The organism is Bacteroides sp. AF39-11AC, from assembly GCF_003474285.1.
Classification (GTDB): domain Bacteria; phylum Bacteroidota; class Bacteroidia; order Bacteroidales; family Bacteroidaceae; genus Bacteroides.
Genome location: NZ_QROH01000006.1, coordinates 1 through 17031, shown reverse-complemented (window position 1 = coordinate 17031; position 17031 = coordinate 1). Strand labels below are relative to the sequence as shown.

Annotated in this window: 13 protein-coding genes; 4 read left to right on the top strand and 9 right to left on the bottom strand. The window is 41.7% G+C overall.

Annotated elements, in window-relative coordinates; all coding sequences use genetic code 11:
- Positions 1-4 precede the first annotated feature (4 nt).
- The 8 genes from DW036_RS13830 to DW036_RS13795 form a co-directional block, all read right to left on the bottom strand.
- On the bottom strand, positions 5-1114 hold the full coding sequence (locus tag DW036_RS13830) for an efflux RND transporter periplasmic adaptor subunit (protein WP_118464914.1): 1110 nt from the start codon (positions 1112-1114) through the stop codon (positions 5-7).
- Positions 1115-1310: 196 nt separating this feature from the next.
- Positions 1311-2813, bottom strand: a complete 1503-nt coding sequence (locus DW036_RS13825) for a glutamine synthetase family protein (RefSeq protein WP_118464913.1) — start codon at positions 2811-2813, stop codon at positions 1311-1313.
- A gap of 121 nt (positions 2814-2934) precedes the next feature.
- Positions 2935-3939 carry a beta-ketoacyl-ACP synthase III gene (locus DW036_RS13820; protein ID WP_118464912.1) on the bottom strand — a complete coding sequence of 335 codons (1005 nt, stop codon included), beginning with the start codon at positions 3937-3939 and terminating at the stop codon, positions 2935-2937.
- A gap of 462 nt (positions 3940-4401) precedes the next feature.
- Entirely contained in the window at positions 4402-6237 is a 1836-nt protein-coding gene (locus DW036_RS13815; protein WP_233560442.1) for a helix-turn-helix domain-containing protein, read from the bottom strand.
- Positions 6238-6318: 81 nt separating this feature from the next.
- Complete coding sequence (locus DW036_RS13810; protein ID WP_118464910.1) at positions 6319-6546, bottom strand: ATP-binding protein; 228 nt, start codon at positions 6544-6546, stop codon at positions 6319-6321.
- A gap of 46 nt (positions 6547-6592) precedes the next feature.
- Positions 6593-8131 (bottom strand): DUF6850 family outer membrane beta-barrel protein, encoded by a 1539-nt coding sequence (locus DW036_RS13805; RefSeq protein ID WP_233560440.1) that lies wholly within the window; start codon positions 8129-8131, stop codon positions 6593-6595.
- A 10-nt stretch (positions 8132-8141) separates the two neighbouring features.
- Complete coding sequence (locus DW036_RS13800; RefSeq protein WP_118464909.1) at positions 8142-9323, bottom strand: DUF4876 domain-containing protein; 1182 nt, start codon at positions 9321-9323, stop codon at positions 8142-8144.
- A 32-nt stretch (positions 9324-9355) separates the two neighbouring features.
- Positions 9356-11905: a TonB-dependent siderophore receptor gene (locus tag DW036_RS13795; RefSeq protein ID WP_233560439.1), complete on the bottom strand. Its 2550-nt coding sequence runs from the start codon at positions 11903-11905 to the stop codon at positions 9356-9358.
- Between the two features lie 964 nt (positions 11906-12869).
- Between DW036_RS13795 and DW036_RS25980 the strand changes: the two genes are divergently transcribed.
- The 4 genes from DW036_RS25980 (at position 12870) to DW036_RS13775 (ending at position 15903) form a co-directional block, all read left to right on the top strand.
- Positions 12870-13325, top strand: coding sequence for an AraC family transcriptional regulator (locus tag DW036_RS25980; RefSeq protein WP_233560437.1), 456 nt, complete (start codon positions 12870-12872; stop codon positions 13323-13325).
- Positions 13326-13597: 272 nt separating this feature from the next.
- On the top strand, positions 13598-13975 hold the full coding sequence (locus DW036_RS13785) for a hypothetical protein (RefSeq protein WP_147401492.1): 378 nt from the start codon (positions 13598-13600) through the stop codon (positions 13973-13975).
- Positions 13959-14312, top strand: a complete 354-nt coding sequence (gene tnpB, locus DW036_RS13780) for an IS66 family insertion sequence element accessory protein TnpB (RefSeq protein WP_118464906.1) — start codon at positions 13959-13961, stop codon at positions 14310-14312. Before DW036_RS13785 ends, tnpB begins: the two co-directional genes overlap by 17 nt.
- Position 14313: 1 nt before the next feature.
- Positions 14314-15903 (top strand): IS66 family transposase, encoded by a 1590-nt coding sequence (locus DW036_RS13775; protein WP_233560435.1) that lies wholly within the window; start codon positions 14314-14316, stop codon positions 15901-15903.
- A 462-nt stretch (positions 15904-16365) separates the two neighbouring features.
- Here the strand turns inward: DW036_RS13775 and DW036_RS13770 are convergent.
- A partial coding sequence (locus DW036_RS13770) for an HlyD family efflux transporter periplasmic adaptor subunit (RefSeq protein ID WP_118464905.1) occupies positions 16366-17031 on the bottom strand: 666 nt, incomplete at its 5' end.

The window sequence follows — 17031 nt, the reverse complement described above, 5'->3', positions numbered from 1 at the left end:
TTTCCTATTTTAAGTAGTATCCTCCTTCACTGATAATTTCATCTCCCGGCTGCAGGCCTCTGTTTATGACTGCTACCCCATCTCTGATGACCTCCACTTCCACCGGCCTCCGCACAAAAACTTCCGGAGCCTGCCGGACGTACACGTAGCTGTCCTTCTCTCCCTGCAACAAAGCCTTTTCAGGTATCTGAACCTGCTCCATAACCGGACTGAGAAAATGCACGGTAGTGTACATCCCCAATTTAAGAAGTCCTTGTGAATTATCACAGACAGAAAGCACTTGGATAGACCTCGTCTCCGCATCTACCGCCTCTTCCACATGATAGATATTTCCTTTAATAGTAGTGCCGGGCAATGCCGCTACTTCAATGTCCAAACTACTGCCCGAAGCGATAAACCGAATATCTTTCTCTTTCACCTGCGCAGCAATCCACACACTCGACAAGTCGGCAACGATGGCTATAGATTCAGTATCATCTTTCAGGTACTGCCCCGTCACAATATTATTCTCTATCACTTCTCCCGAAATAGGCGAACGAACGATAAGCGGCTGTCCCAGAATCATCTCCTCCGGATCATCCACTTGATACACCTTCAATGCGGCGGAAGCATTCTCAAACTCTTTATCGGCTACCAGCAAAGCATTCTGCGCCTCTTCCAGTTCCTTTTGCGAACTGACTCCATTCTTTATTAGATCTTCCTTACGCTTCAAATCTTTTCTGGCAAGTTCCCTCGATGAAAGAGCCTGAAAATATTCTTTCTGTGCAGTCGTAAAATCCGGTGAACTGATTTCGAACAGAGGAGTGCCTTGTCGCACGGTTTGCCCTATCCGTATATACGACTTCAGCACCCGACCTGCAAACGGAGGGGCAATATAGGCATAGCGGGTAGGAATAGGTCGCACGATGCCGGAGGTTATAACTTCTTTGGAATAAGGTTCGAGCCGGGCTTCCGATACTTTTATTTTCTCATTCAAAACGTGGTCTGCTACATAGACTGTATCCCCCTTTATGCGATAACCACTCTTCTGTTCCTGTTCCGTACTCTGTCCGCATGCCGCAAAAAGCAACGCACCACCCAGCAGCAACATTGGCAAAATTCTCTTCTTCATCATACTAAGTTTAATATAGTTAGAACCAATTTTCGGGCACAAAAATAGCGGACAAGTCCGCAGGGAGCCGTTAGAAAACGATTAGAACAATATTAGAATCTTATTAGAAGATATCTCAGCATAAGAAAACAGGGAGATCCGGACTTCTACATCCGAACCTCCCTGTTCTATTCTTCTATCTACAGATACAAGTTACACTTTATCCGCAATGGAAGTACTTATTGACAAGTTTCAGCATTTCCTCCTGATTGTCATGCACTTCACTGCGTAACGTACGGTCTTCATAGGACCGCAATTTACTGATAATTCCATCGACCATTGCAGGGCTGAATACATGGTACTGTTCGAAAATAGCACGTTGTTTTTCCAGGCAATCGGCAGAAGCGGCACAGCTATCAGGAAGTTGAGCCAATTGTTTCAGTTTATCCTCATTTTCTTTCTTATGAATATTCACATTCACATAGGTCTTTTCCGCAATCTCCAAAGCATTTTCAATTTCAAAACCATGACGACATGCTACGGCCAGTCCGGCTATCAGTTGGTACAAATCGGCAGAACCGTCCGGAGAACGCATTTCCACGGTTTGTTTCTGCGTAGTGTCATAGTGGCTGGGAGCTTCCAACGGATTAGCCAGCATACACATATCGGTCTTTGCCGACCATCCCAGCGGAACACGTACCAATACAGACCGGTTACGATCTCCCCAACAGATATTTGTCGGAGCTTCCTGATGCGGAACCAAACGGAAATAAGAAGTAGGATTCGTATTGCCGAAAGCCGTAATGGAAGGTGCAAGTTCCATCATTCCCGCAATAGCCTTGCGGGCAGTTTCGGAGAGTACACCGTCTTTCAGCATCTGGTTTTGACCGTCTTTCATGATACGCATATGGATATGCAATCCTGAACCGGCCTTTCCGGCTGTAATTTTCGGTGCAAACGTAATGTCATATCCATATTGATAAGCCAAGTTACGGATAACCCATTTCGCAATCATCAACTGATCGGCAGCCAGATCGGCACGCACCGGCAGGAATTCAATTTCATTCTGCTCATAGATTTTACCGTCGAGCGTGAAATTACCTACTTCGGAATGCCCGTATTTAATCTGTCCGCCCGCCTTTGCAATATGCAGCATACAGTCGGTACGGAAGTCATTGAACTTGGCATAAGGAGCAGATTCATGATAGCCACGTTGATCAGTAGCAGGGAACAGGCCGCTATCTTCTGATATCACATAATATTCCAATTCGCCCATAGCCTGGAATTCCATTCCGGTTACATCAGTAAAGGCTTTGCAAGCTTTACGCAACGTATATTCCGGTGAGCTTTCCAATAGTTCGCCATCTTTATTGAAGTAAGAGCAAAGCATGGAAAGTGTTGTGGTTTCAGCAAAAGGATCGATAAAGGCTGTACAAAAACGCGGCACTACATACAAGTCGCTACTGCCCGCTTCAATAAATGGGAAAAGGCTTGATCCGTCTACACGTTCACCACAAGTCAGTATGGCATCAAGGTAAGCAGCGTCGTTAATGACAAAATTCAATGTTTTCAGCCGCCCGTCTGCTGCAGGATACATGAAGTTCACCATGCGGATATCGTTCTCCTTGATATAAGAAATAATGTCTGCTTTCGTAAATTCGGAAGCCGGTTTTTGAAGAGCAGCCACCAACAGGTTGGCGCTCATTGATAGTTCATGATTCATACGTTGGTTGTTTTTTAAGTTATTATATGGTTAACAATGTGTTGTCATGCAATGATTCCCCACAAAGATAATATTTTATAATAACTTCAATAGATATGGTACTCAAAAAAAGAAACAGTTACTATTCCTTTTTTCCGTCATATCCCCACTTTACGTAAATAGCACCCCAGGCAAACCCTGCCCCAAATGCTGTAAAGATGAGGTTATCACCTTTCTTTAGCTTATCTTCAAAATCCCAGATACAAAGCGGAAGTGTGGCGGCACTCGTATTCCCATAACGTTCGATATTGACCATCACTTTCTCGGCTGGAATCTCCAGGCGCTGCGTCACAGCAGTGATAATGCGCTGGTTGGCCTGGTGGGGAATTACCCAACTAATATCATCTTTACTTAAATGATTTCTTTCAATGACAGCCTCACAAGCATTAGCCATATTGGCCACAGCATATTTGAAAACCGTACGTCCTTCCTGATAGATGTAATGCATGTGATTATCCAGTGTATAATACGAAGGAGTACATACAGAACCTCCCGCCTTAATATGCAGGAAAGGCAGTCCCTTACCATCCGTTCTCAGCACTGAATCCATTACACCCAAATCTTCTGTAGTAGGTTCCAGCATGAAGGCTGCCGCACCATCACCGAAAATGGGACAAGTGGCACGATCGGTATAATCTATGATTGAAGACATTTTCTCAGCCCCTACCACAATAATCTTCTTGTAGTTTCCCGAGCGAATAAAGTTTGCTCCCGTCTCCAGTGCATACAGGAAACCGCTGCAAACCGCCTGCACATCAAAAGCAAAAGCACGTTTCAATCCCAGTCGCTCACACAAGATGGAGGCTGTAGAAGGCAGGCGATAGTCAGGAGTGGTAGTAGCAACAATCACCAGGTCTATTTCATCCGGTTGAGATTTCGTACGCTGCATTAACTGCTTGGCAGCTTTGCGGGCCATATACGAAGTTCCCAGCCCCTCTTCATGCAAAATACGTCTTTCCTTTATGCCTATACGCCCCATAATCCATTCATCGGTGGTATCGACCATTTTGGAAATCTCATCATTGGTTAGGATATAATCGGGTACATATCCTCCGACTCCTGTAATTACTGCGTTTATTTTCTCCATAAACTCTACCTAGTTTAGTAAATTCTGATTATAGGGACAATTATATATAAGTGATACATAAGCAAATGCGGGCGCAAATATACAGAAAAGACTATGAATTCCAAGAATTGGCCAAAAACACTTTGGTCTTTTACCAATGAAAAGGAATAATTGACCAAATTTTCGTTGAATATTATTTCTTAATCCAAATATTGACGATTTCGGAGATAAACATTTGATGTTTGGAGGATTCGTTTTTATAAGCTTCTTCCATGATTTTTGATTTATAAGGCTCGGTCAGGTTGGCATAGTCCAACTCCTGAACAAACCGATTACCGGTAATAAAATCATTGTTTTCATTGATATTAGGATAATTAAGTCATTAATCATTTAATGTACTCAAGGATAATCAATTTACTGAAAACTCCGATATTTATCAAAAAAAGAGAAATGAAAGTAAAGTCTTTACTACGAAACAGTTCATCAATGGGTAGTCAGAAAAGTCTTCTCAACTTTAGGAAGCGTTTGTTCGATAAGAATTTTATTCATAAATTCACTTGGACTCATGTTATGACACCGCTTAAAATTCCGAACAAAAGTACCAGCAGTTGCATAGCCACATTGTTCCGGCAAATCTTTAAGGGCAATTGAAGGATTTTCTCTCATCAATTGTTCGGCATACTGAATACGGAAATTATTCAGCCAAACACTGAAACCTTTATCACAGAATCTATTGATGCTAACCGATAAATAAGAACGATTCGTATTCAGTACATCAGCCAACGTCTCTATCGTAAGGTCACTTTTAAGGAAGTATTGTTCATCACGAACTTTATGTAAGGCTTGCCAGAATAAAAGTTCATATTGATCCATAGATACAGAATGTGATTCAGGCATATCTCCTTCATCGCATTTCTTAATCATTCCTTGAAGTCTATAATTTACAGCACCTTGTTTCTTCAACTTGCGGTACATAGATATAGACTTGAATGTAGCTGCTACAGAAATTACCAAGAGAAAAATACAAATTGCAGCCACATGTGTATTTATTCTATTTACATCTTCACTCTCATTAAGCTCATGCTTCAATTCCTGAATCTTTAAACGTTCTGCATAATTCTTTTTATCGTTTTTCGCTTTAAATTCCAAATACGTTTGCAGAACTGAATCTCGTCGAGCTAATAAATCCAGAGCCTTTTCATATTGCTTAGTTTCACGGCAGAAAGAACTAAAATTGGTAAGGGCTTTTATTTGGAGCTCCATCCGAACGGGCGTTTTAACCATCTCTTTCATTAAAGGTTCAACAATCATAAAATATTGACTTGCTTGTTGAATCTTACCTTTTTTCCACAATAAATCAGCAAATAAATAACAAGGAGATAAAAAACAATTGGGTAAAACAACATTCTTACCTTTTCTTTGATAATAGTTACATTTTTCATTATAAGCTTTCATAGCTCTATCCAAAAATGCAGAAGCGGAATCTTCCTTCCCTTCAGAAATATAGGTTTCAGCCATCATACAATTTAGAACAATTTTATTGCTTCCTTCTTCTGACAACAATCTTTTAGATAAATAAATACGTGCATTATCAGGCTTATTTAATTCCATGTAGTTCTTTACTATTTCATTCTGCACGGAAGAATTAGATGTCATTTCCTGGCTTATCTGATTATAATATTCCAATGATTTTGAGTAATACCCCGCCTCACATAAATACTTTATCAACATTATGCCGGAAGATTTCCGTAAGTCTACAAATTCATGCTCTACAGCTAACTGATAAGCCTCTTCATATAGCGGCAAGGCATTATCGTAATCTTCCAACATCACAAAATGTTTTGCTATAGTCAGAAGACACTTACCTATATCTTCTGGCATATCAGCCTCACGATATTGTTTTAACAATTTATACCAAATAGAAAGAAATTCTTCTTGATTTCCCCGTTCATTAAACAATAATGCTTTCATTTCATTCACTTGCCATTCTTCTTTCTGTGTAAGTGAATGATTGGTTTCTAACATTTCTATCCATTTAAGTCCCTTAGAATAAGCACCAAAAACTCCAAATCTATCCAATTTATTACAGATTGTAACTAATTGAATTAGAATTTCTTTTCTATTTCTACCAGAACTTAAAGGCAAAACCTCCATTAAAAGTTGTTCTTGCTTTCTTACTCCATCTATTTCTTTTTCGTTCCTATGCGATATTTTAATTATATATGCTAGCCTATTCCGAGAAGGCATATCTCTAACTTCAAATAATAAAGAATCAAAAGAAGCTGATAATATCGGCATTTTTAACAATTCTTCATCCAAAATTCTGTTATCGCCAAGGCTAGAACAAGCACTACATAAGAACAGAAAAAGAAATAGATAGAAACTCTTCACGTAATATAACTATCTAAAGGTTATCGCCCTAAATGCACAAGCACTGGCACAATCTTCACATTCAGTGCAGTATCTTTCTTCTTTCATTTGTACTTTCTCATTCTCTATGTAAAGAAGCTCCAAACTACATGCATCCACACACTCACCACATCCCGTACATTTGTCAATGTAAATAATCCATCTACCGACAGGACCCGGACTTAATTTTTGTCCATCCAAAATTTCTTTTTTTTCCATAACTCTATTGTTTTTTAGTTAGTCGCCTCAAAACTACGGAATCTATTTAGAAAAACAATCCTATTTGTACAGAAATATTTTCCTTATTTGAATTAAATAGTTTTTTAGAAGCATTTTCATATCCCGCCGTCAATCGCGCAAACCAAGTAAAAGAAATTATATGAGTATAAGTTAGTGATAAATGTAATGCCAATCTGGGCTCTGTTAAGTAATTGTACTCTTGTTCCAATCGATCCATATTCTGCCATAATTTGATTGCGGGCGTATTCTGTCCTGATTGCAACTGTTTTTCAGCTATCATAGTTCCACCTCCTTTACCGTACTCTGCCCCAATAGCTAAATCAATTCGGGCATTAGATAATAAGAAATTTCGAGTAAATGTAGAATATGCAGTAAAACGGCTCACAGTTTGCGTATATTCAGCCGGATAAAAAAGCAATTGACTTTTTGTCTGCTTAAAGTCAATTCCCGAAACGATAGAATAACGACTATTCCACTCATTATAAAGTCGATAGTAACCATACGTCAACCCATATTCATTAATACGGGAAGTAGAACGGAGAACCTTCCCCGAAGAATGCCATGTACCCATGTTCTCTTCCTGCTGCTGCAAAAGATCATAACTATCCGACTTGTCAAACAAAACTTTCCAACTCCATTCATGTCGATTCAATGAAGAAACTAATGAGCCTATCCCTTTATAATCCAGTTTCCAGCCATCTGTTTCACTTTCTTTCTTGTTTTGTATGCGGTCACTTACTATATTTTGTCTGACAAGGTTCCCTCCTATTTGTTGAAATAGCCGGAAGCGTCCATAAGCTCCCTCTTCTTGTAAGAATCCTCCTAATTCCTGTGCAGAATAATACCATTTTATGTTTTCTCCTTTAGGCAAAGTTTTAAAGTACCCTAACGGATAAGAAACGAAGAAAGGATATGTCGTATGAGTACCTATATTTTGATAATCTACCGTTTCTTTACGATTGCCATAAAATATGGAAGCACCCAAACGATGGTTTCCATACTCATAACCAACTCCGGGAGTTATTCTCCACTCCATCCATTGGTTTTCATTCCGGGGATCTGCATCCTTGACATTCAGGTCAACTAAATAATCAAACCTCGAACCTATCAGCCAATGCGAAGAAACGGGTAATGAAAATGCACCGGACAGTTGGTATTGTTCCGAACGTTGATCGCCACTCACTGAGTCACAAAGATTTATTCCACGCCAGCAGTCACCGGTCATCCCATTCCAGTTCACCTCTTGCTTTCGGTTATTCACATATCCTATTTTTCCATATAAAGAGACATTACCTATAGTCTGATAGGATTCACCAAACACTGCATACTTATTGGATGAAGCCGGCAAACTGACATTACCAAAGTTTCCATCTTCAAACCTATACCCCACTTCCGCCACAGAGAACGAGCGGAAACGGTTGAATGACATTCCTACCGGATTAGCTCCTGTCAGCCAATTATTCTGCTGATAAACCTCTTGCATAGAATAGATATGCAATGAATCAGACTGCGCATATACGGGAATCGCCGACAGAAGCCATAAAATAAATAATGTACTCCGCATAGTTGCTTGCTTATTTTTTCAAAGACGGTTCGGATACGACAAAGTCCTCTGCCGCATTATTCGTATCCTGATAAATGAAATGCCCGTTGGTTGATGCTGCACTTTTACGTATCAACGATTTCCCGGAATAATCTCCTTCCGGAATATACACAGGTTCATGGTTCAGTTCGTCAGGCACACGCTTATTGGCAAGCTTGGCTTCATTTTCCACACACTCCACACAATCAATCACCCACTCTTTCGGAATCATCAAATAAAATTTAGTCTTATTAGAAGCTTGGGGCCTGTTTTCCCTGTTCAATGGATTATTTATATATTCCTCCGCACTAATACCTTCAAATCCAAATATCATGAATGTGGGGCCAACCACCGGAAATGAATACATCCATGCGGTCGAGTTAAGATTTAAAAGCAGGTTCAATGGTTTCACACCGGGTGCTATGGTCTGTTTGCTCAAACTTACATGCCAAAATCCCCAGTCAACTTTAGATAAGTCAACCGAATTAGCATGCTGATATTCGCCTCCGGTATGATCTACAGCATTCGTTGCAATGGTAGTTTCTGCTCCCGGCAATAAAGGATACTCCTTACCGCTACCCGGAAATTGCCAGGTCATATCAGCAACGGGAATCCGTTTCATATCCGTATATTTCACCCAGGGAGATACAATACCCGGCATCGGATCCACCAAAGCCAGACACAATCCATCCAGATAAATAGTCTCATCAGAGTTATTATAGAGTGTAACATATTGGTCAGCCTGGTAATCTGCTCCCAACTCTCCTTTACAGCCCACATAATAAATCTCTTTAATGACCAATGCATTTATTTTAGAACGAGCCAGTTGCAACTGAACTTTCATTACTTCTTCACCCTGTTCGGGCAATAACGACAAAGATTCCAATCTTCCACTGAAAATAATTCCGGAAGCAGATTGATAATGTACGGCAACTGTATAATATCCATATTCCACATTAAACAGAGCTACTCCATCAGAAGAACATGAAGAGGTATAAACCGTGCCTTGATCTTTATTTGTCAATACCACCTCCATCTCTTCAAAAGGCAAGATCACTTCATCCGTAGGAGAAAGTAGTTGGACACTCACAGAGCATGAAGAACTATTTTCATCCCCGGTACAAGCACAGAGAAATAACACGAAGAAAAACAATACATAATATTTCATTCTCATTCAATATCTAAAATTTAATACAAATACTAATTTTAAAAGCGGATACTAATTTCCGCACCATAATATAAATCCGGATTCACAACTGTATATTTCTGTATGCTCCGCCGATATCGTTTCGGATTGGATTGCAGCAGGTTATTGGCACAAAAGGCAACCGAAACATGACGTCCTATCTCTTTAGTAACCCGAAGATTCAATAAGAAATAAGGTTTATACGAGTCCTTCAGAAAAGCGGTAGTTGTATTCGCCCTGATCACTAAATCAGCAAAACGTTCATCCGTCGCCATGTCCGGCGTGAAAGGATGTTGGTTTCCCTCTCCATCTATATAATAAACCGGATTCAGGCACTTCTGATTATTACTATCCGTGTACACAGGATTATTAAACCGGCTCTCCATTCCCCGCTGTTGTTTATCCATCCACACAGCCTGAAGCGTCAGGCTCGTGATCAAACCGATTCTGGGAATTTGAGTAACACACTGAAACCGACTATTCAATTGTTGCCAGATTTGAGTATTCGCAACAGAAGGCCCTGTTTCATAAATACCTACATAAGGGTAAGCTTTTCCATTCACTTCTATCTGAGGATGCAAGGCAGAAAGTGCCGTATTCTTTTCACATACATCCAGATATCCGCCACTTATGTAAAATGAAGAACGCAATGCCTTTGAGTGAATCGGACCAATGGTATACTCAACACCTTGTTTCTCCTGTTCTATACCATTCTGGGGTGATGAATAGGTGGCAAACGTAGTATTCAAAGTATATGGAAGAAGTTCACCATCATTCATGACACCCTCATCCGTCAATTCCGGTTGTTCTCCTTTACTGATCAAGGGGGAATAGCGGCGATAGGAAAAAGGTTCGGCAAGTTGGGAGGTACAATAGCCATTTTTGAGATGTTCCTTAAACCATACCACATCCGCAGTAACACCTCCTATCCGGAAATTCACCCCTATTTCAAACTTCTGATTAACAGGCAAACGCAAGTCGGAGTTAAAATTACGGTCAGTTACAAATGTATGCATGACGGTCAGACGCTGATTATTCTCAGCATCATTGTACGTAAAGCAATTCATATCCGTATACGATTTATCGGGATACAAATAAGCAAGTACAGGCATCTTATGCATCAATCCCCACCCCAGACGTACACTGAAACGACTCAGAAAAGCATCATCCGTTCTATCAATAAATATATGGGAAAGATTGATACGCGGATCAACAGAAGAGTTCCGGCGCAGACGCTTAGTCGGCAACTGAGTAAAACGTACTCCTGCCTGCACTTCGGTCCGCATCTTCCCATAACGGAGAATAAAGTGATTTTCAGCAAAAGCAGAATACTTATATAATAAAGGTATATCCCGATAAGACCTTGTCCGCACTCTGAGCATTTCCAAGGGAGGGTGAAGAGGATCGAAACATATTCCTTTTCCACGATTCCCTTCCACCTCAGCATGAAGCCCCAGTTGAAAATGGTTACTGATATTCTCACCCATCGTTTTTCTGTGATTGGCAGTCAACGATACATCTCCGTTCAACGGTTTGCCTTCAACGGATAACTGAGAGAAATAATGGGGAGGCAGGAACACTCCGGCATGTTCACCTGCCTGTGCGGTATAGGTGGTAACTTGCTGCGTTCCCGAATAATATGTACTGGATTCATTCTTCTGGCTTCCATACGTAAACCCCAGCTGATATTCCAGATTGGAAATCCAGGAACGATTCAATTTCCACTGTCCGTTAGCAGAAAAGGATATGTTTTGATTCCGGTTTTTCCGAAATTCACCATCCACCGTATTCTGCCCTCTTTTATCATTGTCCTTCATCCAATAACCACGCATATTAAGACGCAAAGTAGCCGACCGGAAATCCTTTGCATAAGCCGCTTGGATTCCAAATCTTTGAAAAGATTCTTCAAAGACTTGAGGCGATTGATTTGAAAGTGCATAATCCGCTCCTAAATAGAGAGTTCCCCCATTATTACTGATCGCAATGCCCTTCCCCACAGAAGCAAGTTTCTCCGTAGCTGTCAGACGAATGCCGATAGTAAAAGGTTGTATCCCGGCTTTCGACTTAACCAGAACAACCCCACTGGTCACATCTCCATAACGTGCCGAAGGAACACCACGTATCACCTCGACCGACTCCACAGAAGATGGAGACAAAGAACGCACGTCGAAACCGGATAACACCGTGCTATTAAAGAGGCTTCCCCTACCTTCAAGCCCCATTTGCTGCATATTGGCATTATTATTCATGCGAAGTCCATCCACCACTATGGCTGTCCCTAAAGCATTAGTCGTATTTTCATAAGTTGCACTGCGGATGGTAAAGGCAGCCGGAGCATTCAGATCCGGATTGCGTACAAGAACACCGGGTAGTAATTGAGATAAGACAGAAAGGTCAGTAGCCTGTATATGGCGAATAGCATCCTGCCCAATGACAGAACGGGTTCCCGGAGCATCTGATTGAGTAGCAGTAACAATCACCTCCTGTAACCGGATGTTGCGAAGAGTATCTATAGCCAGTATCTCAGTCTGTCCATATACCGCCAGCGAACAAACCAAAAAAGCAATCAATATAAAACCCCTGTAACAATTATTCATTTGTACAACCCAAGATGGCAGTTTACATACCTAACGAGTGTTATATAACAACCCTCAGATTAAGGGGCAAAGGAAACAATTTTCTACCAACATTTCATTACCAAACTTAAAAAAATGCAGAATAAAATCACTCTTTTCAGACTTTTGTATGTACATTTGCAAGCAACAGAACAACAATACTATGCCATTTTTCATATTAAAGACACTGCTTATTTGTACTTTTCTGCTGACTTGGGCTGTACTAAGTCTTGCTTCTATCTCTCTGATTTGGAGAAACAAGCATAAAAAGGATTTGGTTATATCATTAGCACCAATCCTACTAATATACTGGGGATTAATGTCATATAGCACATTATACGAAAATTTCTTCCTGCTTCAGAGAACATCCCTCTTACCCACCCTATACTGTTGGGGACTGACTTTTCTCCCTCCTTTACTCTATTTCTTTATCCGCTTCCGTATTACCGGAATATTTCCCCAAAAGCCACAATGGTGGAAGCATTTGTTACCCTCGATGCTATTGTCGTGTTGTTACATACTGATGTCAGTTTTAAGTCCGGTGACAGATCGCTTAACTTACAGTTGGGCTGAAATTCTATCATCGTTCCCGGCTTGGTGGACACTTTTCCGTTTAACGTGTATAATAACAGGAATCACACAGACTTTCATTTACATGTTGCTTTTGCGAAATATGAATGAAACAGACTGTATATTCCTAAAATCAGCTTTCGATATTCAAAGAAAAAGCATCCTAATATCAGGGTTCTTCTTCATGTTCTTACTGAATATGTTTACTTCTTCATACATCTGCAATCTTTTATACAACCTTTGTATTGGTGTATTAAGTGGATATATCTTTTATAATTCTCTCTTACACCAATTCGTAAAACAAAAGCTCAAGTCGCATATTTATCGGGAAACATTGTCCCCGTTCCCAGTGAATAACCTAAATCAACAACCAGAAAGCAAATCAGAAAAAGAAGTCGTAGAAAAAAAGGTGCTCATAAATGGAAAGAAGAGCTCCAAAGTATACTTGACTCCTCAAAAAATCAATGAAATAAACCAACTATTACAAACACCGGAATTCATTTATGATCAAAAAATAAAATTGGAGCAATTCGCTCAAAGACTGGCAGTCAATTCTACCTATTTAAATAGATATTTCAATCAAGAATATGGATGTAGTTTTCTTCAATATCTTACGTCACTTCGCATCGAACAAGCAGAAACGCTCCTAAAAGACTCGAATGCAGAAATAGAAGACATCTGTTATAATACAGGTTTCAACAGCCCTTCTGCATTTCACAAAGCTTTTAAAAACCGATATGGTTACTCTCCCTCGGAATGGAGAAGAAGATGTCTCACTGAAAAGTTGAATGCAGGCGTTCAATAAAAAGTTGGTTCAAGTTACTCTCACTACTCTCACTTTCAATGTGAATCGTTGATAGTTAATACATTAAGTGTGGTGGCAGTAAAAAATCCAGTGTGAGAGTAAGTGGCTTACTCTCACTTTCGCAGTAAGGGTCTCCGCGATGGCATCTTGTGTTTTCTTCTTCTTGCCGTTATCTTTGCCTTCAAAAAAAACGTCATGTACTCTTTACCTATTTTTCCTCAGATAGTGGACGACTATAAGCGGCATTTGCGTAGTGGTGTCACTCCTCCCCAGTGCTTTTACCAGTTCGTCAAACCCTACCATGTACGATACGTAAGCCTTACCATGTACGATACGTAAGCCTTACCCAATGGATGCGTCGTCACGGTCTTTCGGTTCAACAGCTTCAATACGATGCCCTGCTGGAAAAGTGCGGCACGCACCGGGATGAAGTCCTCGCTCAATTATCCTCGAAGATGCAGCCTGATATCCATCCTGTCATTCTAAAAGGAAAAGGTGGCATATCCGAAGACAAACTCCTTCGTAAAGTCAGCGTTACTTTCCCTGACGGTCTGGTCGTCAGCATCGTTGAAGCCAGCTCAGCGGCACTTTATGATTTCATTAACCGATACAACCACCTTTTAGACAGCCAGGATGTTCGGATTGGATGAAAGGTTGAAATACCACCTGTACGCCTCATACATAAACCTGGGAAGCGGAACGGAAAAACTATCTACACTGGCTGTCGGAAAGCCAGGCTCTAATCCGCTTGCGGGCGATGCGTATCTGTTTTTCAGCAAGGATAGAACCTGCGTAAAGATACTCAGATGGAATATTGACGGATATATTTTATACGAAAAGCGTCTTGAACGGGGCACCTTTGAACTCCCCCGGTTTAAGCCCGGTGAGAGGTGGATAGAGCTTGAATGGAGGCATTTTTTTATGATAATGTCAGGCATCCCGTTGAAGTATGCAAGGTTTAGGAATAGGCTGGACATAAGGATGTAACATGTTATACTACAATGTATTACATCTTGTGATAGTTCATCTGCCGGCCGATTCCCGTGAAAGGGAAACAGCCGCCGCTGAGCGCACCGCACAGGCCGAAGCGGAGTCTGCCGTGCTGCGCGTGCAGATCAGCGAGCTTCAAGCGCAACTGTCCCACGTCGTCCGCCTGCTTGAAAAGAGCAACGAGACTTCCGAGAAACTGGCCAATGAACTCAGGCTGTACAGCCCGAAGAGGTGCGAAAGAATCAGGGAGAGTGAAGATTCCCCGGAAATTCTTGTGGAAGAAACGCCCGCCGCGGGGGATGAATCGACAGCCGGTGAAGCAACGGAAAAGCCGTCCCGCTGGGCGGGAGCGAAAAGTCGCGGCAACAATAATGCCAAACGCAAGGAATATTTCTGTTCGGAAGTCCGCCATCATGAGGTCTGGCCGGAATCCGTCGGAGACACTGGCGGGAAGTCCGCCAAGGTTCTTCGGACAAGGATGGTCATCAGATACGAGTACATCCCCGGGAAGTTCATCAAGCATATTTATACACTAAACGTCTGCCAGGTGGACGGAAAAGCGGTAACGCCCCTCGCGCCCCCGGCGCCCGTCTTCAACTCGAATTTCGACTCCTCGTTCATAGCCGCCATCCTACAACTGCGCTACGCATACTTCCTGCCTGTGGAACGCATAGCGCGTCTCTTCAATGAATGCGGCTTTGACGTGGGCAAAGGGACGCTGGACGGCCTGCTCGCCAAGGCGTACGCCCTGATTGAGTCTATGGATGGAGCGATGAAAAGAGCCGTACTGGAACAGGGCCTCCGCTCCACCGGCGGCATTTACAGTTCAAAGGCATACATCTGGTGCGCTCAGGCCCGCCACCTGAATCTCGTCCACATGTTCTATAATAAAGGCTCCAGAGGGAAAGAAGTATTCACGGATTATCTGCCGCGTAGCTATCGCGGTGCTGTACAGACGGACGGGCCGGTCAGTTACAGGGAAATAGAGGGCGAAGGCTACCCGGATGCCATACACCTCACATGCTGGCAGCATTGCAAAAGGAATTTCCTGGACATAAAGGAAAGTGAGGACGCGGGAAGGATAGTGAGGAAAATCAATAAACTTTATCAAAAGGACCACAGAATGGGAGAAGAATGGTCGCCGGAGAAAATAGTTAAATACAGACAAGAATACGCTCCGCCCATTTTCAAGGAAATAGAGAATACGATAAAAGAAGTGTTGGCCAAACCTACAACACTACCCAAAAGCGCACTGTACAAGGCCTGCAACAAGGTCTTGAACCAGTTCGAGTCTTTATGTTCCTATATCAAGGGGGCGGAATATGACTTGGACAACAATGCCATTGAACGAACCATGAGAACGATAAGCATGAGCAGAAGAAGTTCTCTTTTTGCCGCAAGCCACCAGGGAGCAAAACGTTCAGTGCTATTTTATTCGCTGGCATGTTCCTGCAAACTGAATAATATCAATACATTCGAATACTTCAAGGATATACTGGACAGACTTGCCAAATTGCCCGACCCGGGAATGTATCCGGAAATACTCAGAGAATTGCTACCGGACAAATGGTTCAAGAAAGAACTATAACTTCAAATTGTTAGAAAATGGGAATTGCTCAGAGTTATGAGTCGAGACAAGCGAAAAATAAGCAGAGATGCCATCGCGGAGACCCTTACTACCGATGAACAGGGGATCGGGGGAAACTGAAGGCTGAAAGAGGAAAAAGAACACTTAATGTATTGAATAAAATCTGAAAACAAGTAATGTTGTGATCCGGAACAAGTAATGTTGAGAATGATTACATTGCTTGTTCTTATCCACAACAAGCAATGTAATTTCAGGCAAGTCCGATTCCGTTGACTTTTAACGTCTATATATCATATCGGTGGCGTTGGATATATAGATGCTGCACATCCGATATATAGATGTGTCATGTCCGATATATATTGCTAATATTCGGAGCATCTGTTAAATTTCTATTGGTTATGCTTTGTATATTTCGGATAGGTTAATCACTTTTATTCCTTTCCATATCATAATGCTGGGTTATTATAGATATTTCTCCCACAGATAGCGGAGCGGACTGAGTAGACGTGCAGTTACGCTCCGTTCATCCGTCATGACCTCTGCTGTGCCGGAAAGCTCTCCTTTAAAGTCCAGTTGCTTGCCATATGAGGTGCATAAGTTCTGTGGCAGACCTACCGTGACAGTGTACATATTGTCCTCGCTTGCTAATAGTGAAACAGACAGCACTTCCCCGGTGAGGAAGCCGAATTCCATGTATGGATACCCTGTCACGCTGATATTAACTCTCTGCCCGGGGGATACTTTGCCCGATCCGCTGACGGGTAATTTTATTTTTCCTATAATGTCACCGGGAGAGGAGGCTACAATAGAGAACACTTTATCTCCCGCATTGACATTCTGGTTCTTCTGCCAAATATTATTGTAAGATAATATACCACCGGAAGGGCTGATAAAGAGATAACCCAATTCCCAATCGCTGATGCTTACTTGCAAATCATTTAGAGCAGATTTTAACGAAGTACTTATTGTATTGGCTTCCCGACTACGTTCCATACGGATCTCTACAATATTCTGTTGCAATTGGGCTTCTTGAATTCTAGCGGACGAGAGTGAAGTCATTAATTGTTCGCGTCCCTGCCTGCGATTCAGATAGGTTTGTTGTGCTTCTTCATAATCAGCTTTCGATAT

Coding starts and splice junctions, on each gene's coding strand:
- DW036_RS13830 (WP_118464914.1), bottom strand. CDS start 1,114: ATGATGAAGAAGAGAATTTTGCCAATGTTGCTGCTGGGTGGTGCGTTG.
- DW036_RS13825 (WP_118464913.1), bottom strand. CDS start 2,813: ATGAATCATGAACTATCAATGAGCGCCAACCTGTTGGTGGCTGCTCTT.
- DW036_RS13820 (WP_118464912.1), bottom strand. CDS start 3,939: ATGGAGAAAATAAACGCAGTAATTACAGGAGTCGGAGGATATGTACCC.
- DW036_RS13810 (WP_118464910.1), bottom strand. CDS start 6,546: ATGGAAAAAAAAGAAATTTTGGATGGACAAAAATTAAGTCCGGGTCCT.
- DW036_RS13805 (WP_233560440.1), bottom strand. CDS start 8,131: ATGCGGAGTACATTATTTATTTTATGGCTTCTGTCGGCGATTCCCGTA.
- DW036_RS13800 (WP_118464909.1), bottom strand. CDS start 9,323: ATGAGAATGAAATATTATGTATTGTTTTTCTTCGTGTTATTTCTCTGT.
- tnpB (WP_118464906.1), top strand. CDS start 13,959: ATGTTCGGATTGGATGAAAGGTTGAAATACCACCTGTACGCCTCATAC.
- DW036_RS13775 (WP_233560435.1), top strand. CDS start 14,314: ATGTTATACTACAATGTATTACATCTTGTGATAGTTCATCTGCCGGCC.